Origin of the sequence: Neobacillus sp. NPDC093127 (genome assembly GCF_044754175.1) — a bacterium.
GTDB lineage: Bacteria > Bacillota > Bacilli > Bacillales > Cytobacillaceae > Neobacillus.
The window spans coordinates 74,450-89,924 of record NZ_JBIVOP010000014.1; the positions used below are offsets into that span (position 1 = coordinate 74,450).

General features: G+C 42.4%; 22 protein-coding genes. All 22 read right to left on the reverse strand.

Features of this window, described 5'->3' with window-relative positions; translation table 11 throughout:
* Positions 1-123: 123 nt before the first annotated feature.
* Positions 124-384, reverse strand: coding sequence for a DNA-entry nuclease (locus ACIQCO_RS18650; protein ID WP_400431105.1), 261 nt, complete (start codon positions 382-384; stop codon positions 124-126).
* Positions 385-592: 208 nt separating this feature from the next.
* Entirely contained in the window at positions 593-985 is a 393-nt protein-coding gene (locus ACIQCO_RS18655) for a beta-sandwich lipoprotein (protein WP_483874171.1), read from the reverse strand.
* A 40-nt stretch (positions 986-1,025) separates the two neighbouring features.
* Positions 1,026-4,115, reverse strand: coding sequence for a DNA primase small subunit domain-containing protein (locus tag ACIQCO_RS18660; protein ID WP_400431111.1), 3,090 nt, complete (start codon positions 4,113-4,115; stop codon positions 1,026-1,028).
* Positions 4,116-4,140: 25 nt separating this feature from the next.
* Positions 4,141-4,863, reverse strand: a complete 723-nt coding sequence (locus tag ACIQCO_RS18665) for a hypothetical protein (RefSeq protein ID WP_400431114.1) — start codon at positions 4,861-4,863, stop codon at positions 4,141-4,143.
* 128 nt (positions 4,864-4,991) lie between these two features.
* Positions 4,992-5,201, reverse strand: a complete 210-nt coding sequence (locus ACIQCO_RS18670) for a DUF1653 domain-containing protein (RefSeq protein WP_400431117.1) — start codon at positions 5,199-5,201, stop codon at positions 4,992-4,994.
* Positions 5,202-5,226: 25 nt separating this feature from the next.
* Positions 5,227-6,138: an FAD-dependent thymidylate synthase gene (locus ACIQCO_RS18675; RefSeq protein ID WP_400431120.1), complete on the reverse strand. Its 912-nt coding sequence runs from the start codon at positions 6,136-6,138 to the stop codon at positions 5,227-5,229.
* Between the two features lie 2 nt (positions 6,139-6,140).
* Positions 6,141-6,341 (reverse strand): sporulation protein Cse60, encoded by a 201-nt coding sequence (locus ACIQCO_RS18680; RefSeq protein WP_400431123.1) that lies wholly within the window; start codon positions 6,339-6,341, stop codon positions 6,141-6,143.
* Positions 6,342-6,355: 14 nt separating this feature from the next.
* The gene (locus ACIQCO_RS18685; RefSeq protein ID WP_400431126.1) at positions 6,356-8,047 is read right to left on the reverse strand and encodes a DEAD/DEAH box helicase; all 1,692 of its coding nucleotides are present in this window, start codon (positions 8,045-8,047) and stop codon (positions 6,356-6,358) included.
* On the reverse strand, positions 8,029-8,547 hold the full coding sequence (locus tag ACIQCO_RS18690) for a hypothetical protein (protein ID WP_400431129.1): 519 nt from the start codon (positions 8,545-8,547) through the stop codon (positions 8,029-8,031). Before ACIQCO_RS18690 ends, ACIQCO_RS18685 begins: the two co-directional genes overlap by 19 nt.
* Complete coding sequence (locus tag ACIQCO_RS18695) at positions 8,486-8,662, reverse strand: hypothetical protein (RefSeq protein WP_400431132.1); 177 nt, start codon at positions 8,660-8,662, stop codon at positions 8,486-8,488. The genes ACIQCO_RS18690 and ACIQCO_RS18695 overlap by 62 nt, the downstream gene beginning before the upstream one ends.
* Before the next feature lie 10 nt (positions 8,663-8,672).
* Positions 8,673-9,233: a hypothetical protein gene (locus ACIQCO_RS18700; RefSeq protein WP_400431135.1), complete on the reverse strand. Its 561-nt coding sequence runs from the start codon at positions 9,231-9,233 to the stop codon at positions 8,673-8,675.
* On the reverse strand, positions 9,217-9,504 hold the full coding sequence (locus tag ACIQCO_RS18705; RefSeq protein WP_400431138.1) for a hypothetical protein: 288 nt from the start codon (positions 9,502-9,504) through the stop codon (positions 9,217-9,219). Before ACIQCO_RS18705 ends, ACIQCO_RS18700 begins: the two co-directional genes overlap by 17 nt.
* 24 nt (positions 9,505-9,528) lie before the next feature.
* Positions 9,529-9,984, reverse strand: coding sequence for a hypothetical protein (locus tag ACIQCO_RS18710; RefSeq protein ID WP_400431141.1), 456 nt, complete (start codon positions 9,982-9,984; stop codon positions 9,529-9,531).
* Between the two features lie 11 nt (positions 9,985-9,995).
* Positions 9,996-10,622 carry a hypothetical protein gene (locus tag ACIQCO_RS18715; protein ID WP_400431144.1) on the reverse strand — a complete coding sequence of 209 codons (627 nt, stop codon included), beginning with the start codon at positions 10,620-10,622 and terminating at the stop codon, positions 9,996-9,998.
* Entirely contained in the window at positions 10,623-10,817 is a 195-nt protein-coding gene (locus ACIQCO_RS18720; protein ID WP_400431147.1) for a hypothetical protein, read from the reverse strand.
* A 13-nt stretch (positions 10,818-10,830) separates the two neighbouring features.
* Positions 10,831-11,811, reverse strand: coding sequence for a metallophosphoesterase family protein (locus ACIQCO_RS18725; protein ID WP_400431150.1), 981 nt, complete (start codon positions 11,809-11,811; stop codon positions 10,831-10,833).
* 1 nt (position 11,812) lies between these two features.
* Complete coding sequence (locus ACIQCO_RS18730; protein WP_400431153.1) at positions 11,813-12,205, reverse strand: hypothetical protein; 393 nt, start codon at positions 12,203-12,205, stop codon at positions 11,813-11,815.
* 21 nt (positions 12,206-12,226) lie between these two features.
* Complete coding sequence (locus ACIQCO_RS18735) at positions 12,227-12,862, reverse strand: chromosome partitioning protein ParA (protein ID WP_400431156.1); 636 nt, start codon at positions 12,860-12,862, stop codon at positions 12,227-12,229.
* Entirely contained in the window at positions 12,816-13,061 is a 246-nt protein-coding gene (locus ACIQCO_RS18740; RefSeq protein WP_400431159.1) for a hypothetical protein, read from the reverse strand. Before ACIQCO_RS18740 ends, ACIQCO_RS18735 begins: the two co-directional genes overlap by 47 nt.
* A gap of 4 nt (positions 13,062-13,065) precedes the next feature.
* The gene (locus ACIQCO_RS18745) at positions 13,066-13,299 is read right to left on the reverse strand and encodes a hypothetical protein (protein WP_400431162.1); all 234 of its coding nucleotides are present in this window, start codon (positions 13,297-13,299) and stop codon (positions 13,066-13,068) included.
* A complete protein-coding gene (locus ACIQCO_RS18750) occupies positions 13,299-13,838 on the reverse strand; it encodes a hypothetical protein (RefSeq protein WP_400431165.1) in 540 nt (179 codons plus the stop codon). The genes ACIQCO_RS18745 and ACIQCO_RS18750 overlap by 1 nt, the downstream gene beginning before the upstream one ends.
* Complete coding sequence (locus ACIQCO_RS18755; RefSeq protein WP_400431168.1) at positions 13,838-15,397, reverse strand: AAA family ATPase; 1,560 nt, start codon at positions 15,395-15,397, stop codon at positions 13,838-13,840. Before ACIQCO_RS18755 ends, ACIQCO_RS18750 begins: the two co-directional genes overlap by 1 nt.
* Positions 15,398-15,475: the final 78 nt, after the last annotated feature.

Genomic DNA, 15,475 nt, shown 5'->3' on the forward strand with positions numbered 1-15,475 from the left:
AAAATTGGTTTTCTACAAGAGGGGCACAAAACAGTGTATTTCCCCTTTTTTCGAGATAATTTCTTACACTTTTTGCAAGAAAAGAAATAACCCATTCTTGTCACTCCTTCAAAATATCAGTACCTACACATGGCCACGCTTCTTAAAATACTCAAACTGGCCTTTCCGTTTTAACTCATAAGCTTTACTTAAAACAGTTCCGTGTGTCCTACCAAGTGCCATGGCAATATCCGCTTTTTTCATTCCTTCCCAGCTGGAACACAAGAAAGCTAATTCTTTCACCGTAAAAGGCTTCCCGTGGTTCTCATGAAACTCTGGGTTGTACTTCATACGATGATTGGAAGCTGTATACTCGATTCCTTCACGAATATATATTTTCGGCAAACACGGTCACCTCCTCGTAGTTATTTTGCGATTGCCTGTATGGTACTGATCGTTTGTACCAATGATGCCATCGTACATAATCTCGCATTTCATAAAATTGATTGGCTTTATTGAGACAGAAATCTAGAAGATCATTTTTTAATATATACATTCTCCTACCATCCCTACAGTTCTTTTTAACAAAATAGTCGGACTACGTCACAACGCTTTATTTACTTGTTTGAATGTCAATGTCTGGAACAATCGACTCTGGACGGAATATAACTTTGTAGTGAAAAGCGTCCTCATATTTAGCGTCAGTTTGCTCCACGAAATAGCTCACGTTGTCACTCAATCCAAGGTAATGTTTTTTATATTGACCGTCTCCAACCTTACAAGTGACAGTTAGCTTCTTTGCACTATCAGTATTAAGTGAGCATAGTCCCTCAATCGTAAGCAGATATTTGTCGGTAATACCATTAAGGAAAACTATCTTTCTTTGTACTTGAAAATTGTCAGCTGACTTTGATAAGTTTTCTGAAACAGTGTCGGCTTCAGTACAACCGACAAGAGTAATAATTGACATAGCAATTACAAGAGTTATTACGAGTTTCTTTTTCATTTTCATCAACCTTTCGATTTTTATTAATTCGTAATTTCTGTCAATAGTAATCATCATTCATATGATCAAATAACCCCAGCTGCATAGCATAAGCGACAAACGCATTGAAGCGTGGCGTTTTCCGATACCCGCCGCTCGTCATGATGACCATCCGCATACGAACCAGTAAGTTTACGACTTTCTTCGCTTCATCTTTTTCGATAGAAAGCATGGCTTCTATATCTCCCAGTCTCAAATACTTCTGTTGAGCGAATAGTTTAATAAACTCAAAGTATTTATGGTCGCCTTTTAAAGTATCGATGCTACGTAGGTCCTTAGTTAATTTGTCATACCGTTCCTGCGTCATTTCCTCTTCTCGAAGGGCTAACTTCGCATAATAGTTTAGGCCGCACCCAGGGCTATTGTAGAGTGCCTTAAGGTATTCCTTAATAAACTCCACATGACCAGGCCATACTTGAATTCGTTCCCCTGACTCATCGACACTGTGAGTTAAAGCTGCAAGACCTACAACCAACCTGGCAATCTTATTACGCTGATCGGAAGGAGAAACTAAAGGTACGTCGGTCGCATTTCCGTACACCTTACTTAAGTACGTCGATACTTCTAATATTTTTTCGATGGTCCCATCCGTAAATAGAACTTCTTCTGGCGTTCTAGACCAAGCGAAAAGAATATTGTTTTTTAGTGATTGGCTGGTAATCATGTTCGGGTATGTCCCCAGCTGTTTATTATATAGATCAGGACTTACATCACTGGCTCTCATAAAAACAGCGAAATCGAATCGACGTATATCTTCGTTATTAAAGATATCCTTTAAGCTTTCTACACCTTGAGCGTAATCAGCTAACCGTTTTCCCTTAGGTACGTTCCCAGAAAGAATCGCTCGGACCCGGCAAGGTGTTTCTGCAGTAACCGCACGCTTAACTTCTAACTTCCCGTCTGATCTAGCTAAGGTCATTTCCCCGTATTCGTCTTTTGTAATGCCGGTAGCTTCATCGATCCAAATCATTTCTTTATCCGCTAATGGCCATGCTCCCCAAACGATATACCAAGCGCCGCCGCTTCCTGATTGCTCCATTTTGTAGGTTAGCCCGGTACGGCTGGTACTCTCTGCATTTACCCGAGCGCCAAGACCTGCGTATTTCATCATTTTTTCGATCAGAGCACTTTTCCCTGTTCCTGTATCCCCAACGACCTTAAGCTCTAGCCAGCCTCGGATTAAAGCATTATCCCACGGTACTTTAAAACGTAGTACGCTGTGCATCACCATAAGCACGCCTAGAAGGGTTTCATCCCTCTCGACAATATGAGTAACGTTATACGTCAAGTCAGTACAGATAGCACCAAGCTTTTCCTCTATGGCTGCCGCTGTATAATCCGCAGGCTGAAAAGATGCTAGGTCATTTCTAATTTCATCCGTCAATTCAAAGCTTTCCACGACATCCTGCAAGGGCTTCGCATCTTTAACCAGTATCGTGCTTTCCTGATTCTTTGGATGCGGGTACACATAACCGGTTAATTCGTAATATTTATTCTCCGATAAGGAGAGACCGCCAATCGAATAGACACGACGTAAAACATATTTCCCGTCCCCAACGTGTTCTTCTAAGCCCGACTTTTCCTCAGCCATTGGGATAACTAGAAGCTCGTCCACATTGGCATTATCCACGATTTCTGTATTGTATTTTGCGCAATTAGGAATCGTACTGATTTCTCGCAGGATCCCTTTTATGTTATCGTCGCCAATACCTGTCATCTGAATGAGCTCACGGTCCTGAACCCCAAGGTCTTTAAATAATGTATGGCTGGGAATGTCGTATAAAGGACAATGATACTTTTTGCATCCTTCACGCCCCCAGCAATGGTATTCGATTTTTTTCGGCACGATATACGGCGTATGTTTTTTACCGGCAATCATAACCCGTGTTTTGACAACCTTACCTGTTAGATCCGCATTACCTGTTTCCGCAAGGTGCATAAGGTCAGCCGCTTCTTCTGCCTCACTGTTTTTCTTGATGCAAGGACATAAATCACCAGCGCAGGCGACGCGCTCATATTCTTTACTACCTGGCTGCTTTTCGCCATGAAGGGAACGGATAAAGGCACACCCAAAACGGTATTCATTTTCGTCAGAAAAAACAGAGTCTACTACGCTTCGTGTGTTAGCGACACGTTGCTGCTTTTGGTACTCACTGTCTGCTGAAGTATGTTTAACAGCCCATTCTTCTAAAATCTTAAGCGCTTCATCACGCGAATGGCCGGCATCTTTGTAATAGCAAGCAAGCTGTACAGTAGCCTGGTTTCGGTCGCCGTCTTTCTTCCAGCCCCCCTCTAAAATGTCTTGCACACAGACTGGAGGTCTTCCTTTTTTAAAGTTATATTCTTCCTTTTCATAACGAGCGCTTTTAGTTGCTGCAGCTTGCGAGTGTTCATGTTTTTTGTCATTAAAAAAGAAAGATGCTTTTGGTCGTGCATCTAAACCATCACTTCGTTCTTGCCCGGTAAATGGGGCATCTTCTTTATGCCTTGGCCGGTTTGCTTTTTCTTTAATGGTTTCAAGTGGTAATGTTTTTAATTCATCGATACTCAGTTCAATCTTAAATAATTTTGTTTTTTGGTGAATTGAATTCGGTAATCTAAGCATTCGTGGCGCTGTATATACAACAAGATCTAAAGAAACAAGATTTAATCGATGTACTAGATAACCAGCTATGTGTTTAAAAATTTTATGCAGGTCGTTTCGCGGCGTGATCCCCATCGCCTGCGAATTGATTAAGATATGAAAGCCCTTTGACCCTGAAAAGTAGACCCAAATGTCACTTTCTTTTATGTCAAGTTCTTCTGTAAAAAACTCTAATAATTTTATAGCGTCGGCCTGGCTGATAGCGGGGTTTTCGGCATGATCTAAATCGAAGTACAGAGGGGAAATGAACGTTTCCCCTTTTGTCTTCTCCGACTTAGCAAATCGCTGTACGGTTGCGAAACAGTTATAGTTGTAAGCTTCTTCCTGCTGGAAACTTTTTACCTCACCTAACTCGATTCGCTTCCATGGAATACCTTTCCCGTTTTGGTCGCTATACCAGGCGTCGACGTATTTGTAGTCGCTCAGTTTTGGTTCTTTGTTTGCCATACGTAGACGCCCCCTAGGTCTTTACTTAAGCCTGTGCTGTGACAATTCCGTAGTCTTCTGGTTTAAATAATCCGACAGGCTTAAAGTTAAGACCAATCCAGCTTTGACTTGCGTTTGAACGGCTTTTCTTTTCTTCTGTTGTCAAGCGTACAACGATTTTATTAACTGCAGTACGAGATGGGATATTAAGAACTTTAAACTTCCCTTTGTATACGTCGAATGCGAACCTTCCCCAAACGATAGTGTCTGTAGGGCTGAAAGACATTAAGTAAATCTTAGGGAAATCATCCGGTGTCAAGCTGTCTACCGGCACAACATAAGCCATATAACGAAGGCTGATATCAGCAGCGCTATAACGGTCAGCGGCTTGAGGGTTTTCGTTTAACCAGCCGCTAAGTGCTTCTTCTGCCTCATCCTTTGTTTTATGAGCAACGATTAATTGACCGTCCTCCGGGCTTCCTTCTAACCCCCATAGAGACCAGCGCTGTTCACCAAATCCTACTACCACGTCGATTGTATCGCCGTACTGAACAGCCTCATCATCTTTCTCCTGGAAGTTACCTTTCTTGTTAACGGATAACCAGTCACCCATGCGGACGAAATCAAGATCAAGTCCTTGGTTGGCTTCGATAAACCCGTTTTTTGTTTCTTCTAAGATTTGAGTGATGTAATTGCTTCCTGCCTGCTGAACGACTGGAGTTTTTGCTTCCTCTTTTTCAGCGACTTGGTTCGTGTTTTGTTCAGTCATTAGTTATTCCTCTTTTCATTTTTTATATTTAATGAGTTAGATTAAACTATCGGACTTTTAAACAATTAGACTATTTTCTAAAAGAAGACAGCCACCTCCTTAACGGGGTAATTTATTTGAATTGTGTACTAACAATCTGGCAACAAAGAGTGCCATTGAAATTTTTCACAAAACAAATCGAATGGTCGTACCCAGATTTTATAGTTTGGATATAAAGCCATGTAAACAACCATCCATTCTTGCGTTTCGCTGTGAGTTGCAAAATTTACTATCCTATAAAGTTGTTTATTTTTCTTGTTTTTGTACGCGCCATTTATTTGCATATCTTCCCAAGTCATTGATTTCACTCCTTCGCAATATGAGTCAAGAATGACCGAGCACAGGTTTTATTTGTTGGTACTGTTCACTAGTAATAGTCCGAACCTTATTGACATGCTCCCAGTGGCCGCTATCCGTAAAAACCTTACGGAAATACGAACCAAATACCGGCACTAACAATTCAATCTGATCCGCTAGCTGCTCCATTCCCAGCTTCAGCTCCGGATTCGCTTTCGTCAGCTTCGACCGCATGCTGTACACGTACCGGAGGTTGAAGAAATCGATTTTCCATAGGGCATTCGAAGCAATACCTAGCGGCATCAATCCACGCTGCACGTCCTTTGCTAAACCGTTTTTCGCTGGCACCTGCGCGAATTTTTCTAAGACATAACCGAAAGGGGTAAGAATGAATTTTGTCTCGTTGTGGCCCATAAAAACTTCTGCAGGTAAATGATTTTCTAAGACTCCAAGTCTTTTCATAACCTCGTAGATTGGGATTACCTTATCCTGGTACCATTCAGAGAGTTTCACATTATCAATTTCCGCTAGTCTAGTAGAAAAACGAGTAATCCGATTATTGAAGGCAATAGCATGTGCATCCAGGTCATCCTGCGCGCCTCTATGCAATCCTTCTGTAAAGAAACTGATATCGATGTATTTCATTAAGGTATGATGCTTGTCTTCCATGGCTGCTTTAAAGGTTAATTGTAGAAGTCTCTCAAATTCAGCAACATCAGTTTCATAGTCACCCGTTAACTTACCAGGCGCACCGCCTAAGATTTCCATCTTCGCACTGTACTCTTCTTCGCTAGCAATGAAACCTTGCTGATCCGTTACGGCATACACTAGTCGCTGAATGTCTAAGGCGTTACCCCAGCTGTAATACTTCCCTTTTGACATCCTTAGACTCATTATTGCCTCTTCATAACCAGAGACTTTAAATAGTTTAAATTCCATGATTACCGTCCCCCTGAGACTTCTTCAGCTGTTTTATAGATAATCATGGCATTGTGCTCTGTTTTCGGAACCTTCAAGCCTGGAATCGAAACCGTGCTGTATTTAATGTCAATCAATTCCCCGCTTATTTCCTCAAAGAATCCATTCACCAGCTTTTCTAGTATTGCTGGGTGATTTGCGTTTACAACCGAAACTCGTGGCATGTTTTAACCTCCTCTTAAAGTGGTAAATCAAACATTGTACCTGAACCAAGGAAGTCTAAAATTTCATCTCTTTCAGTCCTTGGCTTTTTCGGTACCTTAATTCCTAAACGGGTATAAACTTTACGTCGGCTGTAGTACTGGTCTTTAAAAACTCCAACGTTGTAGTCAATGTAGTCATACCAGACAGCTTTTTTATTTTGGTTTTTTGGGTCAGGACGCATGATCCGTCCGATTTCCTGCTCTACTGCAGAACCGCTTGCATCCCCTTTTCGGTCCCCGCGTTTTGGCATCGCCATATGGCCCACTGTTAAATGCGGCATATCCAGTCCTTCGCGGGCTAACTGGGTAGCGAAAAGGATATCGATTTCTTTTCGGTCACATGCTGCTAAAATGTCTTTTCGTTGCTGACTAGATACTTGCCATCTCTTCATTTCTTCTTCGGTATACTGCTCTACCCTTACTTGCAGACGATTTAGGCGCTTATTCCAGCGGTAATTGTCATCGTTAACCGGAGCGAGATTGGTATTGTCTGTTACACGCCATGTATACCGGCTAATACCTCCATGAACTACAGCGGTTCTTAACGGCTTCGCGCCTGGGAACCGAGCTGCGAACATCCTTTTAACCAATTCTTCTAAAACGAAGCAATACCTAACCGATTCTGTGATGACAATCGCCGGTCCTAAAGGTGCTGCTTCTAAAATGTTTTCTGCGATTAACTTTGCCCGCTTTTCATCACCAATCAAATGCTTTATTAAATCAGAATAGTCGAGGTCATCTCCTCCGGCATCGACACTGTCGAGCGCATTTCGATTGGATGCCGTTTCATAATTAAATTCTGTATAAACGAATTTCAGTTCCGGTTTAATCAGTTCTCTATTGTCGTAAAGCGTATCCCGTTCTACACGGTGGAGCTGGGGGCCAATTCCTCGGTAGAGATAACACTGCAGCCCATCTTTTCGCTCAGGGGTCGCTGTCAGCCCAATCATCTTCGCCGCCCTAAACTTTCCAGCTGTTTCGACAAATTGCACGGCCGGAAAGTGATGCGCCTCATCGATGATAATGGCACCGATAAAGTCATTCATGGCATCTACGAGGTGTGGGTTAGCGTTTAATGTTTGAACGGTTGCAATTATCAGCTTACCGTCTCCCCAGTCGTGCTTACCGTCTCCAAAGAATCCAATTCTCCCTACTCCTTTTAGGGTTGCTTCTGCTTTTTTGGCTGTCTGATACATTAAATCTTTTGTATGCGTAAGCCACAGCGTCGGCCTGCCATAATCATGGATAAACTTCATTCCCATGATCGTTTTCCCACTACCTGCAGGAGCAATACCGACGCCGCTCTCGTTTAGAAGTGCCTTCACCATAGGCTGCTGGTAATCACGCATGATAAAGTCTTCGTTCCACGGTCCAAAGTCTACTTGGTGACCTTCTTGTTCTCTTGAAACGATAACTTTCGACGGCTCAATCCCAGCTTTTTTAAGTATGTCTTCAAGTTCTTTCCGAAAACCTCGGGGCGTAACGATATCCCCTTTGTCATAAACAAACAGTTCTAACTTCGATTCGATTCCCCAGGTACGTCGCCTTTTCCTTTTCGCTTCGACGTATGCGGGATTGTCATATGTTAAGGCCTTTGTAATGGTCGATCGTAACGGGGTCGATGCTCCGCGGATCCGGATGTTATTCGTTATAAATATTTGTAGCAAGTAGCCAACCCCCTTAAGTCGTATGTTTTATCTGAGTAAGATAAACGTGGCAGCTCAATCGCTAGTATCTTTTTAGCTTCTAATTCTTCTAGTGTGAGATATTGCCGGCTGTGTTTATGGAAGAACATTAGAGCATGGTGTAAACGGAAAGCGTAGGCTTTATCCAAGTGCTTTTTTGGATTATGAAAGCTTACTAGAACGAGTCCATAGTTCCGCTTAATCACCTGGTCAAAATCGATTAATCCCCTAATCTGATTCGGACGCAGGAAGCTTAAGTTAAACCGCTCCCCAGCTGTCCTTTTTAATTCAGATAGGATATTGACTTCCTCGCAAAGAACCAGGCGGTCAGCGGGTCTCGTACCCCCCCCGCCATCCTTTATGTGGATATGCCAGACGTTTGGAACATGTGGCCAGCTGTTTCGGATTTCTTCCTGGAAATCATCCCCGCGCTGTTGCCGCTCTCTTTGCTTGTTTCTTAATGTTTGTTGCTTTGGGTCCATTGGAACCTCCTTTTGCATGTAACAGATTATTAATGTATTTCTTTACTTCGTCCGCAGCTAATGAATTAACCATATGATCATCAATGATTCTGAAAATCTCACGTTTCCTTGACATGTTCTTTCACCTAACTTAAGAAATTAAGTAGGTTTCCTTGAACATGCGCTTTCGCTTTTACGAGATCAGCACCTTCTTTTGCCGTTTGGTACTTATCCTTTGCCTGCATAATCTTTACGTCGAGTTCAGCAAGTTGTGATTCGATTTGTGAAAGCTGGAGGCGTTCCTCTTTGGAATACGTTCGTGCATATGCCTTGCGTGTTTCTTCGTTCGAAAGAGCAACCTTTTCCCCGTCGATTATGACGTACTGGCTACGCGCCTCCCCACGGATCTGCATGAATGCTTCTGACTCTCTAAGCTGAACGGATGTCTCCAGCTGTGTTTTTTGTTTTAACAAACTACCACGTTCCCCGTAAGCCGCGTCTACTTCTTGGCCGGCCTTTACTACATCTGAAATAGCTGCGTCTACTGCTTGAATGGTGAAAGCAACTTTATCAGGCTGTGCTAGGCTGTCATAACCTGCAGGTAGTTTTTTGATGCTCGCGCTTAGTAATTGCTCAGCTGCGGCTACAACAGACTCCTTGCCGAAATGCCCTACTAAAATTGTTAGTTGATCAGTTAGATTGGTCATTTTTTGAAGCCTCCTTTTGGATTGTCAAAAATTCTATTGTTACTGATTTATGACTCCTGGTTACTTGGTCAATGGAGAATGTATCCGTTTCTATTGCACGGTCTTCTACATAAACAACATCTAACGAAAGTGGAGTAGAACCGGTAATAATAGCACTATACTTTTTTGCATATCTTCCATAATTGGTTCTTTCATCTGTAATAAAAACCGCTTTTCCCGGTGTTAACGAATCCGTATTAAACTGAGGTTTGTTTTGAGTAATTTCTGGCATTTTCCTAATCCTCCTTTTTGTTCCTTAGGCGTTATGGTTAATCTCAGCGATAGGCATACTGTTCAGCTCGCTATAAATTTTTGAAATGTCATAAAGATGAATCTTCCCATTAGCTGTATCGTCTGTGTAGTTGATGACTAACTCTTTGTCGTGAATCTCTTCTGGGTAAACACGGCAACCTTTAAGTTTAGAAAATGCCTTTAAATAAACCGTATAGTTAATGACAATATCTCCGATACGTACAGGAACAACCGCAGAAGAATACTTTTCTTTAGCTATCTCTAAGGCACCGAGCTTTTCACCAAGCTCATTCGGATAGGCGTTTTCTTTCCGTTTTTCTTCCTTGGCAGCCTTTTTCTCAGTTTCCTTCCAGAACTTTATTTGACTCTTAACGCTTTTAATTTCATCGGCTTTCCACTTAGCTATTTGCTTCATTTCCGCTTTTACTTTTTCGATACTTCCTTCAACGATTGCGAGCACTTACAGCCCTCCTAACTGTGTTTTCTGATTGGTAGAATCAAAACTAATAAGTTTTCATCCTCATTTGTTAATGTGAATGGCCTCATAGATCCGTAGAATCTTATCGTGATAGTTTCGCAGCCTGCAGCTTTTAATAGTTTTACAGCATCCGGTACATAGACCGCATTGGAGCAGATGGGCTCTTCAAAGCGTAACGGGTAAAATGAGTAGCTAATTTTCACCGCAAAATTGGTATAACCAATGGCGTCTTCTATAAAATCAAGGGCCGGAGGCTTGTACTCAGCTTTCGTACCCTCGACCATGCTTTTCTGTGCTATTCCACCGACGGCTGCAATCATATCCGCGGCACGAAAGAGCTCGTTCAACTCGATTTCAAGTGACTGCTTAGCGTACAAAGGATCCGGGATTAGCCTGGAAACATCAGGATAGTTTCCATCTACTATTTTTCCTCTTGGTGTGATCACGGCTCCATCATCCCGAGAGTGGAGTTCTTTTGCTACATAAAGTCTGTGACTATCCGTACAGATTAAATCACCGTTTTCTTTGTGCTTCACGCCGCTGAGCATTGGGCGTACACCAGCTGAAGGGCTTTTACAAACTTTTTCCGCGTGTTTCATAAATGTTTCATAAGTAAGCATCTACTTCACTCCTCGTTTTATATCCCAAGAAGGTTGATTCGCTTTTCCTCTACGCCCAGCTTCACTGGGGTCCACCTTAGGTGTGTTAATTGCCATTTCAACGTCCATACCCCTTCGGGTGCGATAATGTAGCATATTTAAGGTAACCCCATTCTCAGCTGCACGATCAATTTGCTCCGGTGTGAATTTACCCACTCGATTCACCTCTCTATAACCTTAAAGATTCTTTCGCTTGTGCGATTTTGTCTAAGGCTTTACGAACCACATCAGGTCGGTAATTTTCCTTATCGGCAATCGCTTCGATAATCGCGTTAATATCCACCAGGACCTTTTCGCCGTTCGTAGCCTTTATTAAGGTTGCGAATTCCTCCATAGCGTATTGCCGCTCGTTCTGTGCCTCGATAGCGCTGCGGTCTAGTATTTGCTCTCCAGGCTTTGCACTTTGCAGTGGGATAAGCTCCAGGTCGAAGTCCGTTTTACTCTTTACGTCGATAAGTAGGACTTCTACCTTTCTATTTATCTCCTGCTGGGAAGCGGACAGTCTACAAATCGCTCCGCAGTTAACAAATGTCTTACCATCTGAACGTTTATAGATTCCGTAACCGGTATGATCGTGACCAGTCAAAACTAAATCAGCTGCAGTATCCACGTCCCCGATGTACGTATAGCGGTCAAATGGCGGTGTGTGGTCCAATAGCATTCCATGAGCGACGTGAATTTTTAATCTGTCGTCATAGTTTCGTACATATTCGGGGCTGTAACCGTACCCATTCTTATCTATTTCTGCACTGTAAGGAGTAAAACTTAAAACTGCATTATCTCCGGAAATTACAGCCTTGCTAGGGTCATTAAATACGGTTAATTGTGGTACTAATTTTTCTAGTACTCTTAAGCTTGTCCTGTTGTATGTATCCAGGTTGTAACCGTATATATCGTGATTTCCAGCTGTAGTAAGAATTGGTACCGGTGATTTTTCTAGCAGTTCAGCGAATTCTAGCAGGACGCCTGTTGCGACCTCAGGAGTATGAAAGGTATCACCCGCTGTGACAATCGCATCAACCTGGCGATATTTTGCTAGGTTAAAAATTTCTAAGAGTTTTTCTTTAATAGCTTCTTTGTAATTGTCCGTACGGTTTCTTGGCGTAGTTCCTCTTAAGTGCCAATCACCGGTCCATAGCAATTTCGTCATATCAATGCACCTGACTGGCAGTATTCGCAGGAACGATTTGCCTTTTCACAATTTCCAGTGTTTCCGGATTAACATTATGGTCGTTCCATTTTTCTGTCTGCATTCCGTTTTGCCTGCATATTTCCTCGATAACAGTGTTTGTCAGTTTCGCCAAATCTCTATACTTTTTTTCGTACTTGCTGCTGACTGCCGCGGATACCAAATCTTTGCTTTTACCTAATTCGATTAAATGTTTCATTTCTACGTGAATTTGTTTCTCGAGCCGTTCCCTGGCCTCGACTAATTGCCTTACTTCATGAAGCTGATCAGGTGTCACTTTACCAACGACCGTATCAATGATCTCCATTCCTAAAGCTTCTGAGGTGATTCTTTGTACCACACACTTAATGCACATACTTTCTACTCTCCTTTCGCCTTATAAAGCTTCTACCTTGGATTTCCCGCCAATCTGCCGAACCTGTAGACTTACGTCGCCTATCTCAGCTAACACTGGGTTATGTGTGATTAAACAAATCTGACGATTAAACTTGCTGCTGAATTCCTTTAGGAAAAATGCTACATTCTGTGCGAATTCCTGGCTAACGTGTTTCCCAACCTCATCGAGGAATAACGGACCACGAATTCCACTTAATTCTCCAACAGCTAGTTTTAAAGCTAGGCTGACAACATCCGCCACACCACCGCCGCGGTCATAGTCAGGCGGCTTTAACTGTGTGGTTACTCCTTCTGACTCGAGGAAATATTCCGCTACTGGCTGATTAGCCTTTACCTCGATATTGACTATGAATCGGTAATCTTTTCCGAACACAACTGATAGAGCGCTGGTAACCACTTCTTCGATTTGTGTTTTAGCTTGCTGCCTTGCATATTCACTGGTTTGCTGGAGAAGAATCTGAACCAAATCGAAATCACGTAATTCGGATTCCGCCGCTTCCAGGCGGTTACGTGCTGCTTCTTTTTGTTGCCTTAACAAATCACGCTGTGCGATTTTAGAGATAACCTTCTCACTCGCCTGCCGAAGATCTGCTTTTACTTTCATTAGCTGGTACAAATTCTCTGCCTCCTTCTATCTCAGCCAATTGGTTAAATAGTTCTGGTAGAGATTCTTCTTCCCCGGTCTCCTTGCACACAAGATACAGACCGCCACCGCCTCCGTAAGAACCTTTCTTTTGCACCAATTCCACTTCGTTTCTTTCCAAAGTTTTGAATATAGTAACCGCTGTTTTTAAAATGTAAGGATTAACGGCCATCTTATTACACCTGAGGAATAAGCTTTTCGACTTTTTCTAAATCAGCACGAACCTGAGCTTCCAGAGTTTCGATTTCTTGCTTAATAGTTTCAGGAGTAACCCCGGCTTCCAGCATTTTTCCTTTGATTTCTTCCAGCCGTTGCTCAGCTGCAGTTTTTTGCGTTTCTGCCTGCACCTTTGCATTCTCCGCTTTACGAAGATTCATTTTTGCGATCTCAATACGATTTTTGATATCCATTATTTCTTAACCCCTTTCGGTTGATTACGTTTTAGATTAGGACTATTAGGCCCTTCATTTAGAAAAATAAGCGTTTCGTTTTCCGCTTCTTCTTTGGTCGTGAAGTATCCCAAGCTGTAGCGGTCACTTCCATGGTAAGGACGGCTTGTCCACTTCTGACTTCCTTTGTGGAAAGTGACTCCTTTAATTACTGGTTTGGGTACACTTTCTTCGACTGGCTCCTTTAGAAGAGTTACAGTGCCTTCCGTGTCTACCAACTGTATGTTTTCTTTTCGAAGATCTAAGGTGTTACCGTTTAGCCATTCCATACGGCTGCCTTTCGGTATGTCGAACAGGTGACGATGAAGGAGAACCTGGTCATTATTCTTATCGCTTCGAGCAAACTCCCGTCCTTTTGGGTCCTTATAAAGAACTAAACGCTGGATTTGTTCAGCTGCTGGCCAATCCTCTTTATCGATTAGAATCTGTTTTACGCCGACCTTACGGGTATGGATAAAGATGACTACTCCGTGATCGATATGTTCTGTTTGGTTAATCATCAGCAAGCGCCTCCAGCATGCGGCTGTTCGCATAGCGGGCAAATACCACCGGCACCTTCCCAGGCTTTGGTAAGATCTTCTTGATATGTTCTTACAGCAACGGCCGTACCGTTTAAATTAGCTTTTGTATTCTCTACAAGTAGCCACGAAATTCTATACTCATCGGCAAGTGTGTTTAGCTGTGTCAGCCTTTCATCCTTGAGCGATGCGCTGCTTAAACCAAATTCAGCATCTGTAAGACCTTCGAATCTTTCTAAAGCAGCCTGTGCTAATACTGAACGTCTAACAACGTCGTCTAATTCTTTACTAAGTGATTTAAGCCCTATCAGCCTTTCATTTCTAAGTGTCATTCCACTGAGAAGTGTTTCCGCCTCTGTTAGCCCAATAAATCTTTCTAAAGCATTACGGGCTAATTCTGAGCGTCTAGCAACGTCTTCATATTTCACATTTACTGTTTTTAAATCGTTAACAAAAGGATAGTTATGATTTTTGATTTGCCATAGACGGCTGCTAGCACTTTCCAAATCCTGTAGATGTAAAAGTATTTCGTTATTTTTATTTACGAGCTCGTCATATTTTTTGTATTCTTTGTATAAGCTAGTTAACAAAGACATCTTGTCCTGATTATCACTAATTACTTCCACGCTATCGGCTGCAACCGTTAAGCCAGAAAATACTGACATCTTAGACTGTAAAAGTGATATCATGGAATCAAGATGGTTATAGCGAGTTAAAAGGTCCAGTAGTGTTTCGAAGCGCCTCTGGGCTTTTTCTGTGCCGTTTAAAACAGCTGTTATTTCTGGAAGAACGGCTAGCTTGTCCAATTTTGCGGAAAAAATATCCTTTTGCCCTGTGTAGACGGCAAAGGATTGACGCAGCTCTTTTAAGTTTTCGCTTTTATTATGGTTTGACTCAATTTGTTGTAGTACCATTTCTGCAAGGTCAAGATGTTCTTTCGCCTCGTCGATGCCTGCGTACAGCAAGAGGTCACCGTTTATCCTCTCTACTTCCCTGTTAGCCTGGGATCTTTCATTCCGAAATGCGACTGTATCCTTATTTACTGCTTTTACAGCCATGTCTACAGCTTCAGTTCCCGCCAGCTTTCCTAGCACCTTTGCTCCGGCGCTTGCCGTTTCTGAAATGAGGAATGGCGGATCCAGCTGGAATGCGAAATTTAGCGCCGCTTCGAAATCTCCAAAAGTTTGTTTCGTTATTCCTAATACTGCTTTTACTTCCTCTGGTACTTCTGATTTTTCGAAAAGGCTACCATCATCGCCAGAATCTCGTTGGACAAGGTACGATGTTTTTCCTTTTCTTCTGCGTTTTGTAATGATTTGACCTGTGTCTAAAACAAGCCGCACTTCCGCTTCCCCTACGCTTTGATTCACGTAAGCCTCACCTGTAGGTTCATTTAACGAAACCCACCTTACTGCACGAATAATCGCTGTTTTACCAGCATCTGAAGGTCCTGTTATTACATTAAGACCTGGACAAAGATTAAACGTACTTTCTACGTGCGATTGGAAGCCCTTAATCACTACAGCTTCAATATTTGCCATAGGTTACTCCCCTCTTTCTGGTACTAAATCAAAAGCCCAAACAATTCCATGACCCAGCAACATTAATCCAGTGATTAT